The sequence below is a fragment of the Streptomyces sp. NPDC048603 genome, from assembly GCF_043199475.1.
Taxonomy (GTDB): Bacteria; Actinomycetota; Actinomycetes; order Streptomycetales; family Streptomycetaceae; genus Streptomyces.
Genome location: NZ_JBICVY010000017.1, coordinates 35908 through 53809, shown reverse-complemented (window position 1 = coordinate 53809; position 17902 = coordinate 35908). Strand labels below are relative to the sequence as shown.

The following is a 17902-nucleotide window of genomic DNA, read 5'->3' as shown; positions in this document are numbered from 1 at the left end:
CCCTACACGCTAACGGGCGCGGCTCCGCTCTCCGCGGCGGCCTGCGCGGCAGCCGCCTCCCGGTCGCGCTTCTCCCGGCGCACCAGCACCAGCCACCCCACCGGCACGCCCGCCGCGAACAGCCACCACTGGACCGCGTACGCCATGTGCGCGCCGATGGAGTCGTGGTCCGGGGCGCCCACCGGCTCGGGGCTGCCGTCCGGCGGGACCGGCCCGGTCAGCTCGACGTACCCGCCGAGCACCGTCCGGCCCAGCGCCTGTGCCTGCTGCCCGCTGTTGATCAGCATGACCTGGCGGTCCGGGAGGCCCTTGCGGTCCTTGATGCCGCTGCCGCCGCTGGTCTCGTCCGCCTTGAGCCGTCCGGTGACGGTGACCTGTCCGGCGGGCGGGGCCGGCACCGGGGGGTAGCCGCGCGGGTCGCCGCCGCCTTCCACCCAGCCCCGGTTCACCAGCACGGCCCGGCCGTCCGCCAGGACCAGCGGGGTCAGCACGTGGAAGCCGACCCTGTCGTCCTGGTTGGTCCGCATCCGGACCACGACCTCGTGCGCGGCGTCGTAGGTGCCGGTGGCGGTGACGGCCCGCCAGTAGTCGGCGCGGGGGACCTCGTGCCCGGGGGAGGTGAGCCGTGTCACCGGGACGGGCGCGGCGTCCAGGTTCGCCGCGATCAGTTCGTTCTGTGCGACCCGGCGCTCATGGCGGTGGAACTGCCAGAACCCCAGCTTGACCATCGCGGGGATGAGGACGAGGGCGACGAGGGTGAGGCACACCCACTGCCGGGTCAGCACGAAACGGTACACATCCCCGACGGTACCCCCAGCGCCGGGGACGGTTGCGCGCGGGTCTCGAACCGGCCCCGCGCCCGGGTGTCAGACGCGGTCGACGATGCCCACCTTCCCTTCCGAGCGGGCGCAGTGCGCCCCGCAGTACCAGGAGCCCTCGACCTCGACGCCCTGTCCGATGATCTGGACCCGGCAGTGCTCGCAGATGGGCGCCATCCGGTGGATCGCGCAGGAGAAGCAGTCGAAGACGTGCACCGCGCCCTGCGCGTGCACCTCGAAGGACATGCCGTAGTCGTTTCCGCAGACCTCACAACGTGCCATGCGCCACAGAGTGGGACCGCGGGCCCCGGCGGGCCAGCGGGCGCCGGGCGAGTCGGCCGCGGCTCACCCGTCTGCCGGAGCCACGTCCCGCAGCAGCTGGGTGAAGGCGGCCTCGTCGACGACCGGGGTGCCGTAGGACTGCGCCCTGGCCACCTTCGAGGTGGCCGAGTCGGGGTCGTTGGTCACCAGCAGGCTGGTGAGCCGGGACACGCTCGACGCCACGTGCAGCCCGGCCTCGACCGCACGGTCCTCCAGCAGCTCCCGTTCCACCGAGGTGTCGCCCGAGAAGGCGATCCGCATGCCCTGCTTGAGCGGGCCGCCGTCGGTGAACCGCCCCGGGTTCGGGTACGGGCACGGCGGCCGCTTCCGGGAGGGCCGCCAGCTGTTCCGGCCCGCCGCGTACCCGGCCTGGTAGCCGATCCGGGGCGCCGCCGGGGAGTCCGTCCACTCCGTCAGCGGCCGGCATTCCAGCAGCGGCAGCCGTACGCCGTCCCGCGCGGCCGCGTGCAGCGACGGACGGAACGCCTCCGCCAGCACCCGGGCGTCGTCGAGTGCGTGGTGCGCACGCTGCTGCACCACCCCGTAGTGGGCGGCGAGCGACTCCAGCTTGTGGTTGGGCAGGGGCAGGTTCAGCTCCTTCGACAGGGCGATGGTGCAGAGCCGCTGGCGGACCGGCGCGGCCGACTCGGCCCGCGCGTACTCCCGGGCGATCATCTGCCAGTCGAAGATGGCGTTGTGCGCGACGAGCACGCGGTCGGCGAGCCGGCCGGCGAACTCGTCGGCGATCTCCCGGAAGAGCGGGGCTCCGTCCAGCACCTCGCTCGTCAGCCCGTGGATCCACACCGGCCCCGGATCCCGCTGCGGGTTGACCAGCGTGTACCAGTGGTCCTCCACGTTGCCCTGCGCGTCGAGCCGGTAGACGGCGGCGGACACTATCCGGTCGTCGCGAGCGAGTCCGGTGGTCTCCACGTCGACGACCGCGTACCCCTGCGGGTACGCGGTCGGCCACGTCGTCTCTGCGGTCGTACGGTCGTCGAGCATGGTCACAGAGGATACGGGCCCGGACCGACAGCCGTTGCCCCGTTGTCCTCCCCGCCCAGCTCCGCCACCAGTTCCCCGGCGCTCACCAGGTCGATGGACCCGGGCAGTTCGGCGGTCCCCGGAAACAGCCGGTACGCCGTCCCCGAAGCCGCCCGGGGGGCCACCCCGGGGTGCACCAGGGCGAGGAACACCCGCTTGCCGGCGGCCGCTTCGGCGACCGCCGCGTCGGCGTCCCGGTGCGCCCACCGTTCCTCCGGATCGGCGAGCGCACCGATCCTGGCGGCGAAGGCCGCCACGTCCTCGTCCGGGCGGCGGCGGTGCAGCCACAGCTCGTCGAACATCCCCGGCTCGGTGGTCCGGCGCAGGACGGTCACCTCGCGGGAGCGGGCCGCCGCACGCCACACGGTCAGGTCCCAGAGGGTGGCCCGGGTCCCGGAGCCGAAGTGCGCCCACAGGTCGGAAGCGACCGCGCCCAGCCGGCTGCCGTGCGACCGCACGCTCTGGAACCCGGCGGCGGGCGGAAGGTGGACGTCGGCCCACAGGGCGCGCCGGGCCCCCAGGTCCACGACCATCGGCATGCACACCCGCGAGTCACCCGCCAGGTCGAAGCGCTGTCGCACGGTGCGCGGATCGTAGGAGCTGTCGCGCGGGCCGTCCGCGGGCAGGGCAATGAAGCCCGCGAAGGCGTCGGGCAGCTCGTCGAAGGGCACGTTGTTGTAGCTGAACACCAGGGGGACGGCGAAGGCGTCACCGTGCCGCGCGAGTGCGGCCAGGTCCAGGTCCACGTACTCGGTGGCCCCGTCGGGTGCCGGCGCCGAGGTGAGGTCGCCCGAGTGCACGGCCGCCGCACCGTCCGGGCCGTGGGTGAGCTCGGTGTAGTCGCACAGGCCGGTGAAGTTCCAGTCGCCGTCGAAGAAGGCGACCGAGAGGTCGAGGTCGGTGCGGGTGCCCGCGGGCTCCGTCCAGTGCAGGAACAGCCGCAGCACCTCGCCCTCGGGCAGGGCCTGCGTGCTGCCCCGGCCCACGGCCACCAGGGCCTTGGCGGCGGTGCGCTCGGCGAAGGGCACGGTGAGCTCCGCCAGCCCCCGTTCGAGGACGGCCAGGTCGTACGGTTCGCCGTCGGTGTCCGCGAACCGGCGCAGTACCTCGCCCTCCAGCAGCGCCACGACGGAGGCGACGAGCGGAGCGGGCAGCGGCGGGCGCTCTTCGGCCACCGACAGGGCGGAGGCGACCCGGCCGCGCGGGAAGAACACCCGGCGGGAACCGGTGCGGTCCTCGCCGCGCACCCGCAGGGCGCCGAGCGCGGACAGCAGCGGACCGGCGCCCACCGCGGGCAGGCCGCGGGCCAGCGCCTTCTCCAGCTCGGGGACGAGCGGGTCCGCCCCGTGCAGGCGGAGCAGGTGGTCGAGGCGGCGCACCAGCTCGCCGGGGCGCTGCCCGGCCAGCGCGCAGGCCTCGCCGAGGCGTCGCTCGGAGAGGGCCTGCTCCAGCCGTCCGGCCCAGGTGGCGGGCCGGATCCGGTCGCCGTGCAGGCGCACCGCGTCCGGATGCGCGGTGGCGGCATCCACCAGCGCGGCCCCGAAGGGGGTGGCGGGTGTCACCTTCGTGTCGCGCAGGACGGCGAAGGCCAGCGCGGCCCGCGGGTGCCGTGCGTACCGCTCGAAGGGGTGCAGGACCTCGGCCGCCCGCTTCCACGCCGTCGGATGCCGCAGCAGGTCCTCTACGAGGTGCTGCGCGGGCAACGCGTCGAGCACGCCGAGCAGTTCCCGGCGCAGCGGCCGGCCGATCCCCGTGAACCGCGGCAGCGGCAGCAGCCCGGCGTCCCCGCCGGACACCACGGCGAGCAGCCGCAGTACATCGGTGGCGGTGGTCAGCCGTGAGGCGAGCAGTGGCCGCGCGGCGTCCTGGGTCCGCCACCCGGCCAGCAGGGTGCCGAGTACGAGCGCCTTGGTCTCCCTCACGGGAATCTCCGTGGGCAGCCAGTCCAGCGCGGCCGGGGCCCGGTGGAGCAGCAGGGCCAGATCATCCCGGTCCTCGGGCGAGAGCGGGGTCTGCCGGGCGAGCAGCGAGGAGACCACCCGCGCGCAGTCGGCCGGCAGGTCGGTGCCGAGCCGGAGCAGCCGCAGCGGGCCCGCGGGCAGACCGCCCCCGGCCGTGTTCCCGGCCCTGTCCCCGGACGTGTTCCCCGCCCTGTCCCCGGCCTTGTCCTTGGCCCTGGCCTTGCGGGTGGCGCGGTCGTCCGGACGCAGGAAGGGGTCGGCGGGGTCGACGCGCCGGTGGCAGACAGGGCAGCCGGTGTAGTCGGCGCCGTCCCAGCAGGCACGGCAGACGAGGTGGGCGCAGGGGGCGACGGGGTGGACCGTGCCGGTCTCTCCGCACAGCACGCACGGCTGCGCGGGCGCCTGGAGCAGCAGGGCGAAGACCCGGTCGACGTACCAGCGTTCCGTGTCGCGCGGGATCGAGAAGGGGAAGCGGCGGAAGAGCGGCCTGTGTACGCGGTCGGAGCCCATCAGCCCGTCCACCAGGGCCAGCAGCCGCAGCCGCTCCTCGGCGAGGTCGGTCGGCGCGAGCGCGCCGAGCGCGGCGTGGAGTTCCGGGCTCAGGGCATGGCCGCGCTCCAGGAGTTCGCCCTCCAGGGGCCGCACGCCCTCGCGGCCCGGCGAGGCGGCGGCCGGCGGCTGGTCGACGTAGACCTTCTGCAGCCGGCGCAGCAGGACGGACTCGATGGCAGACACAGCTGTGATTCCCCTCCGCAAGCGAAAACGGGGGCGGAGAGTCGGCGCGCGGGATTCTTTTTCAACCAAAAGGAGTGAGAAGGATGCACGCCGGGGAGCCGCCCCCGTCCTCCTGATCCCATCACGGCGGCACGGCCCCGGGCAACCCGAATATCCGCTGGTCCGGGCTATCTGCCGGGGTCCGCGAGCAGGGCCGACACGAGGGCGCGCACGGACAGCAGGAAGATCCGCTCCGGGTCGGCCGGGCGGGACAGGGCCCGGGACAGGGCCGGGTCGCCGGGCACGGCGGCCGGGTCCCACACCTCGCCCTCGGCCGGGTACTGGGCGGGGGAGCGCTCCCGGTTCCGCTCCACCAGGACGAAGCCGACGATCTGGAACTGGACGGCGCGCACGGTGTCCGCCGCCCGCGCCCCGCGCAGCCCGGCCGCGTGCACCTCGTGCACCAGGGCCTGCTGGGCCGGGAGGAACATCCGCTCGGTAAGGCCGCGCTCGTGGACCATCGCGATCAGGTGCGGACGGGCGCGCAGCTCGCGGCGCAGGCCACGGGCCACCGAGACGATCCGGTCGGCGGGGGTGCGGCCGGCCGGGCGGACCGCGCCCATCTCCCGTACGGTCCGCTCCACGAGGGCGTCCAGCAGCTGCTCGCGGTTGCCCACGTGCCAGTAGATGGAGGTCACCGCCGTGCCGAGGCCGGCGGCCAGCTTGCGCATGGTCAGCGCCCCGGGTCCGTGCTGCCGGACCAGGCCGGCGGCCGCGTCGAGGATCTCCTCGCGGGTCAGTGCACCCCTCGTCATCGCCCCCCACCAATCTGTTGATCCGTCAGTTCTTGTCCATGCAGCCCTCTTTACCCCTCATCGGCTGTCGGTGTAACTGTGTTACAGAACCGACGACGAAGGGTGGTCCACCCATGGCACGCGTACGGTACGGCGCGCGGACCGAAGCCGAGACGGCGGCCTCGCGCGAGAAGAGCTCCTCCCTCCCCGACATCTGGTCCACGGGCGTGGTCGCGGTCTGGGAGACCGACCCCGACGTGGTGGCGGCCGTCCTCCCGCCACCGCTCAAGCCCACCGGGCAGCCCCTGGTCCGCGTCAACATCAGCAAGGTCGACCTGCCCGGCTATCCGCTCGGCGCCGGCTCGGTCGCCGTCGCCGCCCACCACGGGGGAGTGGACGGCTGGTACCCGCTGGTCATGCCGATGACCCACGAGCGGGCACTGACCGGAGGCCGCGAGGTGTTCGGCGAACCGAAGAAGCTCGGCGAGGTCACCGTCGAACGCCAGGGCCTCACCGTCAGCGCCGCCCTCGCCCGGCACGGCATCGCCTTCGTGGAGGTCCGCGGCGCCGTCGACCGGGAGCTCCCGCTCCCGGAGCCCGTGCGGAAGACCGACTTCTACTTCAAGTTCCTGCCCGCCGTGGACGGTTCGGGCTTCGACGGCGACCCCGTCCTGGTGCACTGCACCCGTAACGAGAAGGTCCGCAAACTGGAGCGGATCACCGGCGACGTGGTCCTCCGCGAATCCATGTACGACCCGGTCGCCGACCTCCCGGTGCGCCGCCTCGTCGAGATCACCATCGGCGAGAAGACCACCGACCAGAAGGGCCGCGTCGTCGAACGCGTCAGCGCCCAGGCCCTCCTCCCGTACGTCCACCAGCGCTACGACGACCCGCAACAGGCCTTTGACGGCCCGCCCGAGGGGAGCGTGTGACATGCGGCTCGAACCCGGACAGGTGGCCGTCGTCACCGGCGCGGCGAGCGGCATCGGCCTCGCCATGGCCCGCCGCTTCGCCGCCGAGGGCCTGCGCGTCGTCCTCGCCGACGTCGAGGAGGGTGCCCTCGCCAAGGCCGCCGGCGAACTCTCCGCGGACGGCGCCGAGGTCCTCGCCCGCACCGTCGACGTTTCCGAACGCGACAGCGTGATGGCCCTCGCCGACGCCGCGTACGAGGCCTTCGGCGCCGTCCACGTGCTGTGCAACAACGCAGGGGTCGGCTCCGGAGCCGAGGGCCGGATGTGGGAGCACGAACCCAACGACTGGAAGTGGGCCTTCGCCGTCAACGTGTGGGGCGTCTTCCACGGCATCCAGGCGTTCGTCCCCCGCATGATCGAGGGCGGCGCCCCCGGCCACGTCGTCAACACCTCCTCCGGCGACGGCGGCATCGCCCCGCTGCCCACCGCCTCCGTGTACGCCGTCACCAAATCGGCCGTGGTCACCATGACCGAGTCCCTGTACGCCCACCTCAAGGCCGAGGGCGCGGCCATCGGCGCCGGCGTCCTCTTCCCCGGCCCGCACATGCTGCGCACCGGCCTGTGGGAGTCGCACCGCAACCGGCCCGACCGCTACGCCAAGCAGCGCCCGCGCAGGACCCCGTACCGCACCCTCGACCAGTACGAGGCGGCGATGAAGCAGGCCGGGCACGAGGTGCTCTTCACCCCGGTCGAGGAGGTCGCCGAGCACGTGGTCGAGGGCATCCGCGCCGACCGCTTCTGGATGCTGCCGGCCAGCGAGCACAGCGACCGGCAGATCCGCGCCCGGTCGCAGTCCATGCTCGACCGCTCCAACCCCGCCTACCTGGAGAGCTTCATCCTCGACTGAGGGGCCTGCCATGCCTGACGAGACGCACGAAGACACGTACGAAGACACGCACGAGGCCACGTACGAAGACCCGTACCTGATCATCTCCTCCGACTGCCACGCGGGCCTGCCCACCGAGCGGTACCGCCCCTACCTCGACTCCCGTTTCCACGCCGCCTTCGACGAGTTCCTCGGCGAGCGGGACGCCCGGCGCGAAGAGGCGACCCGGCTGGGCATCCGCAACGAGGCCTTCGCCGCCAAGTGGTTCCACGACAACGAAGAGGGCCTCAAGGGCGGCTGGGACACCGCGCAGCGACTCAAGGAACTGGACGGCGACGGGGTGGCCGCCGAGGTCGTCTTCCCCGACGCGGACGCCGTCGACAGCCAGACCGCCGCCCCGTTCGGGGTGGGCCTGGGCCTCTCCGGCGACCAGGACCCCGAGCTCGGCATGGCGGGAGCACAGGCGCACAACCGCTGGCTCGCCGAGTTCGTCGGACAGAATCCCGAGCGGCACTGCGGGGTGGCCCTGCTGCCCATCACCGGGGAGCCGGACAAGGTCGTCGCCGAGATCCACCGGGCCAAGGAGTCCGGGCTCGGCGCGCTGATGATCCCCTCCATGTGGGTGGACCGGGCGCCCTACCACGACCGGCGCTACGACCCGGTGTGGGCGGCCGCCGCGGAGACGGCCATGCCGATCGTCACCCACTCCGGGGCCGCGCCCCGCCACGAGTACGGCGACCACCTCGGCATCTACGTCTCCGAGGTCACCTGGTGGCCGGCCCGCCCGCTGTGGTTCCTGCTCTGGTCGGGGGTCTTCGAGCGGCACCCCGGCCTGAGGTTCGGGATCGCCGAGTCCGGCTGCTGGTGGCTGCCCAACCAGCTGTGGTTCATGGACCGCCTCTACCTCGGTGCCCACGGCGGCAAGAAGCTCTCCCCGTTCGCGGAGCTCAAGCGCCCGCCGAGCGAGTACCTGGACCGGCAGGTGTTCGTCTGCGCCACCAACACCAAACGGCGCGAGCTCGCCCAGCGCTACGAGATCGGCGTCGACAACATCCTGTGGGGCTCCGACTTCCCGCACCCCGAGGGCACCTGGCCCAACACCCGCACCTGGCTGAGGAACACCTTCCACGACATCCCGGTCGCCGAGACCCGCCGGATGCTGGGCCTGGCAGCGGCCGAGGTGTTCGGCTTCGACACCGGGAGGCTCGCCCCCATCGCCCGCCGTATCGGCCCCACCCCGGCGGAACTCGGCCAGTCACCCGACCAGGCCGCCGTAGAGGCGTCCTGGGCCCGCTCCCGCGAGGTCGGCAGGCACTGGCTGACCGATCACGACTTCCCGGTCCTGGGGGTGGACGCATGAGCGGCAACGGCACGGCGGAGGACCGCTACACGGTCATCTCGGCGGACTGCCACGCGGGCGCCGACCTCCTCGACTACCGGCCGTACCTGGAGAAGAAGCACCACGACGACTTCGACGCCTGGGCGGCCACGTACGTCAACCCGTACGAGGACCTCCTCGCGGACACGGCGGACCGCAACTGGAACTCGGCGCGGCGGCTCGCCGAACTGGAGGCGGACGGCATCGTCGCGGAAGTGGTCTTCCCGAACACCATCCCGCCGTTCTTCCCCAAGGCCTCGCTGATGGCGCAGCCGCCGACCCGGGAGGAGTACGAGCAGCGCTGGGCCGGCCTCCAGGCGCACAACCGCTGGATGGCGGAGTTCTGCGCGGACGCGCCGGGCCGGCGGGCGGGGGTCGCGCAGATCCTCCTCAACGACGTGGACGCGGCGGTCGCCGAGATCCGCCGCACCCGCGAGGCCGGCCTGACCGGGGGCATCCTGCTGCCCGGCGTCCCGCCCGGCTCGCCGGTGCCCGAGCTGTACTCCGCCGCCTACGACCCCATCTGGGCGGTCTGCGCGGAGCTCGACGTCCCGGTCAACCACCACGGCGGCTCGGCGTCCCCGCCGCTGGGCGACGAACCGGCCGCGCGGGCCGTCTTCATGGTGGAGACCACGTGGTTCTCGCACCGTGCCCTGTGGCACCTCATCTTCGGCGGCGCCTTCCGCCGCCACCCGGCGCTCAAGCTGGTCCTGACCGAGCAGGGCTCCGGCTGGATCCCGGGCGTCCTGGAGATGCTGGACTACTACCACGGCCGCCTGGTGGGCGCGGCGACGCGGGCCGCGACCGCCGAGTCGAAGTTCGGCGCGGGGCTGGCGGACGCGATGGGCAAGGGGCCGAGCGAGGTCTGGCGCGACAACTGCTTCGTCGGCGCCAGCTTCATGCGCCCGCACGAGGTCCCGCTGCGGGACCGGATCGGCCTCGACAAGATCATGTGGGGCAGCGACTACCCGCACGACGAGGGCACCACCCCGTTCTCCCGCGAGGGCCTGCGCATCGCGTACGCGGGCCTCCCGCGGGAGGAGGTGGCGGCCATGGTCGGCGGCAACGCGGCCCGCGTCTACGGCTTCGACCTGGCCCTGCTCGACGCCTTGGCGGCGAAGCACGGCCCGACGGTGGCGGAGATCGCGGAACCCTTGGCGGCGGTGCCGCCGGAGGCCACCAGCCCGGCGTTCGCCCCGGGGGGCTCGGTCCGGGTCTGGTGACCTGAGGGTCCCGCCGGGCGGATCAGAAGGGGCTCAGCCACTTGATCCGCTCGGGCGGGATCCGCCCCAGGCCCTCGACCTGGATCTTCGGGCTGAGCGCGACGGTCAGCCCGTCCAGGCCGGCGAGCGGGGTCAGGTCGTAGTAGCTCCCTGGGCCGGACAGGGTCAGCTGTGTGAGCTCGGGGAGCTCTCGGAGCGCATCCAGGCCCTCCGGGCACTGACAGCCGCCGAAGCTCAGCGACTTCAGTTGGGGCTGGCCTAGCAAAGACGCCGGATCCAAGACCGGGTGCTCCAGCACGCTGAGGGTGCGGAGCCCGGGAAGCGGCGGGAGCGCGGCCAGGTCTTCCAAGAGGGCGGGCCTCTTGATGGTCAGGTGGTCCAGTTGAGACCAGGGCTCCAGGGAGTCGAGCCGGAGCTCGGATGTGACCAGCACGAGCGCCTTGAGCGTCCGCGGGGCGGGTAACTCCGACACGCGCTGCACGCCGGTCGGCGTGGAGACCGTCAGCCAGTCGAGTAGGCGCAACTCGGCCAGAGGCGACAGATCGAGCCCTGCGCGCAGGTCATTGAGCACCAAGGTCTGGAGTCGGGGAAGTGCCGTGAGGGATCCCAGCTCGGACAGTTCTGGGCAGCTGTAGAGGCCTAGGTATTGCAACCCTTCGTGAACGGTCAGTGCCCTGAGGTCCGCCATCCCGCTGCGGATGAGCACAAGGTCCGTCAGGTATCGGCCACCCAGGCAGTCCGGGATTCCCTCCGTGTCGCTGATTTGCAGGTTCCCTATGTGAGGAAGCCGGGCCAGGGCAGCCATCTGCGAAGGAGTGCGCACTTGCAGCATGACATGGCCGAGATCGGCATCGGCCAGTACCTTGTCGGCGTACTCCCCGGTATCGAACTTGTGCCAGCTGCGCCCGATTTCCCACTGCGCGGATGTGCGGCCGTCGTGACGGAAGCGCGCGAGCACCTGCAGCGCCCGCGGCCCGCCGACCTCCACGGCCGTTCGCATGCACCCTGACGCTTCCCCTTCCGACAGACCGCCAGGCCCGGGCAGCAACTCCAGTACTAGCTCCCCGGCCTTCGCCAGCTCCTCCGCCTGCTCCGGCGTGCGTGGCGGCAGCAGGTCGGACGTGCGGGACTGAATGCCCGAGCGGAGTGCAGGATCCAGCTCTGTGGCATGCTCCAGGCAGGCCGCAGCCAGCAGGACCAGCCGGTTCCGGGCGCCCTTGACCTTGTCCGCCCGCTTCAGCAAGCCCCGCAGGATGCGGGTGCGTTCGTCCGGACGGGCATGGCCGACGGCCATGCGGACCACGTCGTCCCAGGTGTCGTCGTGCGCGTTCTTCACCAGGACGCCGAAGTCCCGCGACTCCACCGCCGCCTTCGCGCCCAGGTAGTCCTGGAATGTGCGGTGGACGAAGTCCACCGAGCCCTTCACCGGCTCGCGCAGCAGCCCGCTGCGGATCAGCAGGTGCGTGAAGACCTGCTCCGCGTCGCCCTGGTCCTTCACCTGGGGCATCGCGTCCAGCCACTCCGCCACCAGTTCGACGGCTTCCTCGCGGGACGCCTCCACCTGGCCGTTGCGGATCAGCCAGTAGGCGAACCGCTGTAGCAGCAGAATCTGTTCGTCCCGGGTGAGGTAGACGCCCTCGACTCCGCCGATCTCCCGCTCCGTGTCCCGCCGGACCAGCAGCATGTCCAGCGCCGCGTCGTACAGCTCCTTGCGGGCGCGGGGCAGCTGCATCCGCCGGTCCCGGTTCAGGGCGCAGAGCAGGGCGCACATCAGGGGGTTGGTGGCCAGCCGGCCGAGGTCGCGGCGGGCGGAGACCGCCTCCACGAGCGACGCCTCGTACGCGTCCAGGTCCTCGCCCGGGCACTCCGCCCGGGCAGCCCGGTGCCAGTGCGTGATGAACGCCCCGATGTCCTCACGCTCCATCGGCAAGAGCGAGTGCGCAGTGAAGCCCTGCCCGGCGAGCCAGTCCTCCGGCACCGCCGACGGCCGGGTGGTAACTACGTACCGGGCTTCGGGGAAAGCCGAGACCAGTGAGCGGAGCCAGTGCTCCGTCCGGGTGCGCAGCCGCTGCGGGACCTCGTCCACGCCGTCCACCAGGACCAGCGCCCGGCCGCTCAGCATGAGGTCCTCGATCCAGCCGGCCGGGGCCGACAGGGGTACGCCCGAGGCCCGGAGGAAGGCCTCCGGCATCGGCAGGGCCTCCGCCGTGGTGAACGACCGCAGCCGCAGCACGAACGGCACGCAGCGGCTCCACGGCCCGTCCGCCTGCCCGGCCGCGTTCAACGCCAGCCACTGCAGCAGCGTGCTCTTGCCCGAGCCCGCCGGGCCCCGCAGCAGCACCCGGTCCGCGGTGCCGAGCGCATGCTCCGCCTTGACGGTCGTACGGTGCATCCCCGGCTCGCCCGGCAGCAGCTGCTGCTCGCCGCTCACGCTGAGGCTGATGTACGCAAGGTCCAGCGGCCACTCCTCCCGGGCCCGGGCCGTGGTCAGCCCGAAGAGCTGCAGTCGGCCATGCGCCTCGGCGACGTACGCCGCGTACCGCTCCTCGAAGGCGTGCGCCGCCCCGTCCCCGCGGTCCGCCAGCCGGTCCACCGCCCGGGCCAGCTCGCCCGTGCGGCGGACGAGCTCCACGTCGGCCCGGGCGCCGAACCCCGGCAGCGTGGTCAGGTACTCCACCGCGTGCACGCAGCACAGCCGGATCAGGTCCCGGCAGGCCGCCTCGGCCGGTCCGCTCAGGCCCGCCGCGGCGGGGACCGGCAGGCCGGCCGCCAGGGCCGCCGGGTCCAGGTCCGCCGCGAAGAGGGCGTCGGCGTCCACCGGGCCCAGCCCGGCGAAGGCGTCGGCCGCCGCGTCCAGTGCCGCGAGGCGCTCGTGCTCCGGCAGCCGCGCCGCCGCCCCGCCCAGCCGGTCCGCCAGTGCCGCGGCGAGGCGGCGCAGCTCTTGCTCGCCCAGCGCGGCCGGGCGCCGCCACGGCGGGGCGGGCCGTGCCGGATCGGCCGTCAGGCCCGCGCCCGGGGCGCGGCCCAGTTTCGCCCGCGCGAAGGCCGTCGCCGCCGCTCCCGCGGCCCGTAGGACCGCCGTCTCGATACCCGTCATGCGCCCTCCCCTTGTACCCGCGGTAACCCGCACGGATACTGATCGGTAACAACCCCTAGCGGCACCCCGGAACCCGCCCCTAAGGTGCGCCCATGCCAAACCTGCCCGATGTCGTGCTGTGGTCCATACCCGCGTTCGTCCTGCTCACCGTCATCGAGATGGTGAGCTACCGGCTCCATCCCGACGACGATGCCGCCGGATATGACAAAAAGGACGCGGTCACCAGCCTCACCATGGGGATCGGCAGCATCGGGTTCGACCTGCTGTGGAAGATCCCGGTCGTCGCCGTCTTCACGGCCGTCTACGAACTCACCCCGCTGCGCGTGCCGTTCCTGTGGTGGACCGCCCTGCTGATGCTGCTCGCCCAGGACTTCCTCTACTACTGGCAGCACCGCCTGCACCACGTCATCCGCATCCTGTGGGCCTGCCACGTGGTGCACCACAGCAGCCGCAACTTCAACCTCACCACCGCCCTGCGCCAGCCCTGGACCAGCGCCACCACCTGGTGGTTCTACCTGCCGATGGTCGCCCTCGGCGTGCACCCGGCCGCGATCCCGTTCTGCTACGGGATCAACCTCGTCTACCAGTTCTGGGTCCACACCGAGCGCATCGGCAAGCTGCCCCGGCCCTACGAGTACGTCTTCAACACCCCCTCCCACCACCGCGTCCACCACGCCTCCCAGGGCGGCTACCTGGACCGCAACTTCGGCGGGATCCTGATCATCTGGGACCGGATGTTCGGGTCCTGGGTGGGGGAGGGCGACAAGCCGGTCTACGGGCTCACCAAGAACATCAACACCCACAACCCGCTGCGGGTGGCCACCCACGAGTACGCGGCCATCGCCCGGGACGTCCGTGCCGCCCGCTCCTGGCGCGAACGCGCCGGCCGGGTCTTCCGCGGCCCCGGCTGGCAGCCCGCCCCCGCCCCCGCCTCCACTCCCGCCCCCGTAGCCGAGAGCGCCCCCGCACCCGCTCCCTCCGAGAGCGCCGCATGACCGCCGCCGCCCGCCGCGTCCCCTCCTGGGCCGCCGGCCGCACCCCTGCCGGCCTGGCGGCCGCCCGCCGCCGCGGCCGGCTCGGCCGGGCCGCCCTCGTCGGCTTCGCCGTCGCCTCCGCCGGCGACCTCGGCTCGCTGCTGGCCGGCTGGGACGGGGGGCACGTCCTCTTCAAGCCCCTGCTGATGCCCCTGCTCATCGGCTACGTACTCACCCTCGGCGCGCCCCGCCTGCTGGTGGCGGCGCTGGCCTTCGGGTGGGGCGGGGACATGGCGCTGCTCTTCGACGCCGACGCCGCCTTCCTCGTCGGCATGAGCTCCTTCGCCCTGGGGCACGTCTGCTACCTGGTGCTCTTCGCGAAGCGGCCCGCGCCCCCGGTCCTCGGCGCGGCGTACCTCCTCGCGCTCATCGGCACGATCTCGCTGCTCTGGGGCGACCTGCCCGCCGAGCTCCGGATCCCGGTGGCCGGCTACAGCCTGCTGCTCACCTGTATGGCCTTCCGGTCGAGCGCGCTCGGTGTCCGGGCCGCGTCCGGCGGTGCGCTGTTCCTGCTCTCCGACACCCTCATCGCCACCGGTGTCGCGGAATGGCCGCAGCTGCCCCGCCCCGACTTCTGGATCATGCTGACCTATCTGGCCGCGCAGTACCTGCTGGCCACGGGCGTCCTGGCCGCGGGACGGACAGCAGGACGGACCGCGGGACGGACCTCGGGAGGGACCGCGCCCGGACAGGCGTACGGTAGGGAAGTCATACAAGACTGAACTACCTGAGCCGGAGGACTGCACCACCATGCGCGCCACCGTCATCCACGCCCCTCACGACATCCGCGTGGAGGAGGTGCCCGATGCCGCGATCCGGCAGCCCGAGGACGCCGTCGTCCGCGTCCTCCGCGCCTGCATCTGCGGCAGCGACCTGTGGGCCTACCGCGGCGAGTCCGAGCGGCAGCCCGGCCAGCGGATCGGCCACGAGTTCCTCGGTGTGGTCGAGGAGACCGGCTCCGCGGTCTCCGGCCTGCGCACCGGGGACCTGGTCGTCGCCCCGTTCATGTGGTCCGACGGCAACTGCGACTACTGCTCCGAGGACCTGTACACCTCCTGCGTGCGCGGCGGCTTCTGGGGCTCGGTCGGCCACGACGGCGGCCAGGGCGAGGCCGTCCGGGTGCCGCACGCCGACGGCACCCTGGTGAAGCTGCCCTCCGAGGCCGTCTCCGACGGCCGTCTGCTGACCGGGCTGCTCGCGCTCTCCGACGTCATGGGCACCGGCCACCACGCGGCCCTGGGCGCCGGCGTCCGTCCCGGCTCCACCGTCGCGGTGGTCGGCGACGGCGCGGTCGGCCTGTGCGGCGTCCTGGCCGCCAAGCGGCTCGGCGCCGAGCGGATCATCGCCCTGGGCCGGCACGCCGCCCGTACCGACATCGCCCGGCTGTTCGGCGCCACCGATGTGGTCGCCGAGCGCGGGGAGGCCGCCGAGGCGGCGGTCCGCGAGCTGACCCGCGGGCAGGGCGCGCACTCCGTCATCGAGGCCGTGGGTACGGAGATGTCCATGCGCACCGCCGTCAGCATCACCCGCGACGGCGGGGCCATCGGCTACGTGGGCGTGCCGCACGGCAGCGGCACCGGCCTCGACCTGGGGGTGATGTTCGACAGGAACATCACCCTGCGCGGCGGTGTGGCCCCGGTCCGCGCCTACATACCGGAGCTCCTGGAGGACGTCCTCGCGGGCACCATCGACCCGGCGCCGGTGTTCGACCGGGAGGTGGGCCTGGACGAGGTTCCGGACGGGTACCGTGCCATGGACGACCGCAGTGCGCTGAAGGTCCTCATCACGCCGTGACGCACGGAACGCCGTGACGCACGGGACGCCGTGACGTGAACGGGGCGGGGCCGGGCGGGATGTTCCCCGCCCGGCCCCGCCGGTGTTCCGTGGATCCCGCGGCCCCCTGACCGACGGATCCGCGCCGCCCGCTACTTGACGGCGTTGAGCGCGTTGACCTGGCCGTGGCCGTAGTAGGCCGTCTGGCCCCACTTGCTCTGGCAGGTGGTGGCGTCGATCAGGTTGCCCAGGTTGTCGTAGACCTTGTCCGGGCAGGTGAGCTTGTCGGCCTGGGACTTCAGCATGCGCTGCAGCTGGGCCGGGGTGGCGCCCGGGTGGGCGCTCTTGAGCAGCGCGGCGACGCCCGCGACCTGCGGCGAGGCCATCGAGGTGCCCTGCTTGTAGCCGTAGCCGCCGCCCGGCACGGTGGACAGCACCCGTCCGTTGTTGTCGGGGGTGCCGGGCGTCTGCCACTTGTCGCCGCCGGGCGCGGCCACATCCACCACGCCCAGGCCGTAGCTGGAGTAGTAGGACTTCAGGCCCTTGCTGCCGGTGGCCGAGACGGTGACCACGCCGGGAAGCTGCGTGGGCACGTCCAGGCAGACCTTCGGGTCGATGGTCCGCGGCACCGGTGTGGTGTCGTTGGGGCTGCTGTCGTCGAGGATCGACTCGCCCGCCAGGTCGTGGTTGGAGTTGCCGGCCGAGGCGACGTGCAGGACGCCCTTCTTCTCGGCGTACCGGGTGGCCCGGGTGAGGGCCTCGACCAGGGCGCCCTGGTCGGCGTCCGCCTTGCAGTTGTAGAGCCAGGGGTCGACGTAGTAGCTGTTGTTCGTCACCTCGATCCCCTTCTCGGCGGCGAACATGAAGCCGCAGACGACCGCCTCGGTGTAGAAGAGGCTGGTGCCGGGCTCGCTCACCTTGATGCCGGCGACCTTCACGCCCGGCGCGACACCGCTGATGCCTATGTCGTTGCGGGCGGCCGCGATGGTGCCGGCCACGTGGGTGCCGTGGTCGCTGCCGTCGGCGTACGGACGCCAGGCGCCCTCGGAGGTATCGGCGACGCCGCCCACACAGTTGGCCGACTGCTCGCGTGAGAAGTTCGGGGCCAGATCGGGGTGGGTGTCGTCAACACCCGTGTCGATGACACCCACGGTGACGTCCCGGCTGCCATCGTTGATCTTGTGCGCCTGGTCGGCCTTGATCGCCCGGAGGTCCCACTGGTTGGCCTCGAGCGGCTCCTCGCCCGGCGCGGCGGCCGCCGCGGCCTTGGCGGCGTCGGCCGCGCTCAGCTTCTGCGTGGTGCCCTCGTCGGTGGTCTGCACCGGGGTCAGCGGGGCCGTACGGGTGGCGCCGACCGACACGAAGAGGCTCCGCTGGGCCCGCAGCTGCTTGGCGAAGTCGGGGTTCTGGGAATGCGCGACGACGACGCCGATCTGCTCATACGCCGTCACCACCGTTCCGCCGGCCCGCTCGATGGCCTTCTTGGCCTGCTTGGCCGTCCCGTACGCGGTCAGGTTCGCCACGTACGAGAGCTTCGGACCGGTGGCCGGTGCGGCCGTCACGCCCGAGCCGTCCGCGGGGGCCGCGGAAGCGGACACCGCCGGGAGGAAGGCGAGCGAGGCCGTGAGGGCCAGGCCGACCGGTACCGCGAGGGCGCGCGAGCGGCCGGATCCCAGATGAGCCATGGGTTCTCCACATCATCCGTGAAAAAGCCGTCCTGACGCGGGTTGCGTCGGACGGGTTCATGACAGGTGAACCTAGCTGTCGCGTTCGTGTTTGCGCCATCAGTTCGACGAAGAGTTCCTGCGGAAGTTCCGGATGTCACAGCGGGCGGTGAACCGCGCCGGTCCGGGTTCCGTGCCGTTGCACAGGGGGGATCAGCACCCTCAGCCCCCTCACGGAGGTCGTTTTGTCAGCCGTTCCCACCGCATCCGCTTCGCAAGGAGAACCT

General features: G+C 72.7%; 14 protein-coding genes. 7 read left to right on the top strand and 7 right to left on the bottom strand.

What is annotated here, in order from left to right; translation table 11 throughout:
• Positions 1–2: 2 nt before the first annotated feature.
• The 5 genes from ACGFQ9_RS33095 to ACGFQ9_RS33075 all read right to left on the bottom strand — a co-directional run bounded on the left by ACGFQ9_RS33095 (position 3) and on the right by ACGFQ9_RS33075 (position 5670).
• Complete coding sequence (locus ACGFQ9_RS33095) at positions 3–797, bottom strand: SURF1 family protein (protein ID WP_393579041.1); 795 nt, start codon at positions 795–797, stop codon at positions 3–5.
• A gap of 69 nt (positions 798–866) precedes the next feature.
• Positions 867–1100: a hypothetical protein gene (locus ACGFQ9_RS33090; RefSeq protein WP_365112359.1), complete on the bottom strand. Its 234-nt coding sequence runs from the start codon at positions 1098–1100 to the stop codon at positions 867–869.
• Positions 1101–1163: 63 nt separating this feature from the next.
• On the bottom strand, positions 1164–2147 hold the full coding sequence (locus ACGFQ9_RS33085) for a DEDDh family exonuclease (protein WP_393579039.1): 984 nt from the start codon (positions 2145–2147) through the stop codon (positions 1164–1166).
• Positions 2144–4876 (bottom strand): MXAN_6230/SCO0854 family RING domain-containing protein, encoded by a 2733-nt coding sequence (locus ACGFQ9_RS33080; protein ID WP_393579037.1) that lies wholly within the window; start codon positions 4874–4876, stop codon positions 2144–2146. Before ACGFQ9_RS33080 ends, ACGFQ9_RS33085 begins: the two co-directional genes overlap by 4 nt.
• Before the next feature lie 167 nt (positions 4877–5043).
• Complete coding sequence (locus ACGFQ9_RS33075) at positions 5044–5670, bottom strand: TetR/AcrR family transcriptional regulator (RefSeq protein WP_393579036.1); 627 nt, start codon at positions 5668–5670, stop codon at positions 5044–5046.
• Positions 5671–5783: 113 nt separating this feature from the next.
• Here ACGFQ9_RS33075 and ACGFQ9_RS33070 point away from each other — a divergent pair, with 113 nt between their 5' ends.
• From ACGFQ9_RS33070 to ACGFQ9_RS33055, 4 genes are read left to right on the top strand one after another with little or no spacing between them, the layout of a single operon-like run.
• A complete protein-coding gene (locus ACGFQ9_RS33070; protein WP_393579035.1) occupies positions 5784–6581 on the top strand; it encodes an acetoacetate decarboxylase family protein in 798 nt (265 codons plus the stop codon).
• A gap of 1 nt (position 6582) precedes the next feature.
• Positions 6583–7467 carry an SDR family NAD(P)-dependent oxidoreductase gene (locus tag ACGFQ9_RS33065; RefSeq protein ID WP_393579034.1) on the top strand — a complete coding sequence of 295 codons (885 nt, stop codon included), beginning with the start codon at positions 6583–6585 and terminating at the stop codon, positions 7465–7467.
• A gap of 10 nt (positions 7468–7477) precedes the next feature.
• On the top strand, positions 7478–8806 hold the full coding sequence (locus ACGFQ9_RS33060) for an amidohydrolase family protein (protein WP_393579032.1): 1329 nt from the start codon (positions 7478–7480) through the stop codon (positions 8804–8806).
• Positions 8803–10047 (top strand): amidohydrolase family protein, encoded by a 1245-nt coding sequence (locus ACGFQ9_RS33055; protein ID WP_393579030.1) that lies wholly within the window; start codon positions 8803–8805, stop codon positions 10045–10047. Before ACGFQ9_RS33060 ends, ACGFQ9_RS33055 begins: the two co-directional genes overlap by 4 nt.
• 22 nt (positions 10048–10069) lie before the next feature.
• Here the strand turns inward: ACGFQ9_RS33055 and ACGFQ9_RS33050 are convergent, their stop codons facing one another.
• Positions 10070–13144: an NACHT domain-containing protein gene (locus ACGFQ9_RS33050; protein ID WP_393579028.1), complete on the bottom strand. Its 3075-nt coding sequence runs from the start codon at positions 13142–13144 to the stop codon at positions 10070–10072.
• Between the two features lie 92 nt (positions 13145–13236).
• Between ACGFQ9_RS33050 and ACGFQ9_RS33045 the strand changes: the two genes are divergently transcribed.
• The 3 genes from ACGFQ9_RS33045 to ACGFQ9_RS33035 are packed head-to-tail and all read left to right on the top strand — an operon-like array spanning position 13237 to position 15972.
• Positions 13237–14139 carry a sterol desaturase family protein gene (locus ACGFQ9_RS33045; protein ID WP_393579026.1) on the top strand — a complete coding sequence of 301 codons (903 nt, stop codon included), beginning with the start codon at positions 13237–13239 and terminating at the stop codon, positions 14137–14139.
• Complete coding sequence (locus ACGFQ9_RS33040) at positions 14136–14900, top strand: lysoplasmalogenase (protein WP_393579024.1); 765 nt, start codon at positions 14136–14138, stop codon at positions 14898–14900. Before ACGFQ9_RS33045 ends, ACGFQ9_RS33040 begins: the two co-directional genes overlap by 4 nt.
• A gap of 28 nt (positions 14901–14928) precedes the next feature.
• Positions 14929–15972, top strand: coding sequence for a zinc-dependent alcohol dehydrogenase family protein (locus tag ACGFQ9_RS33035; RefSeq protein ID WP_393579023.1), 1044 nt, complete (start codon positions 14929–14931; stop codon positions 15970–15972).
• A 131-nt stretch (positions 15973–16103) separates the two neighbouring features.
• Here ACGFQ9_RS33035 and ACGFQ9_RS33030 read toward each other — a convergent pair whose 3' ends face one another.
• The gene (locus ACGFQ9_RS33030) at positions 16104–17636 is read right to left on the bottom strand and encodes a S8 family serine peptidase (RefSeq protein ID WP_393579022.1); all 1533 of its coding nucleotides are present in this window, start codon (positions 17634–17636) and stop codon (positions 16104–16106) included.
• Positions 17637–17902: the final 266 nt, after the last annotated feature.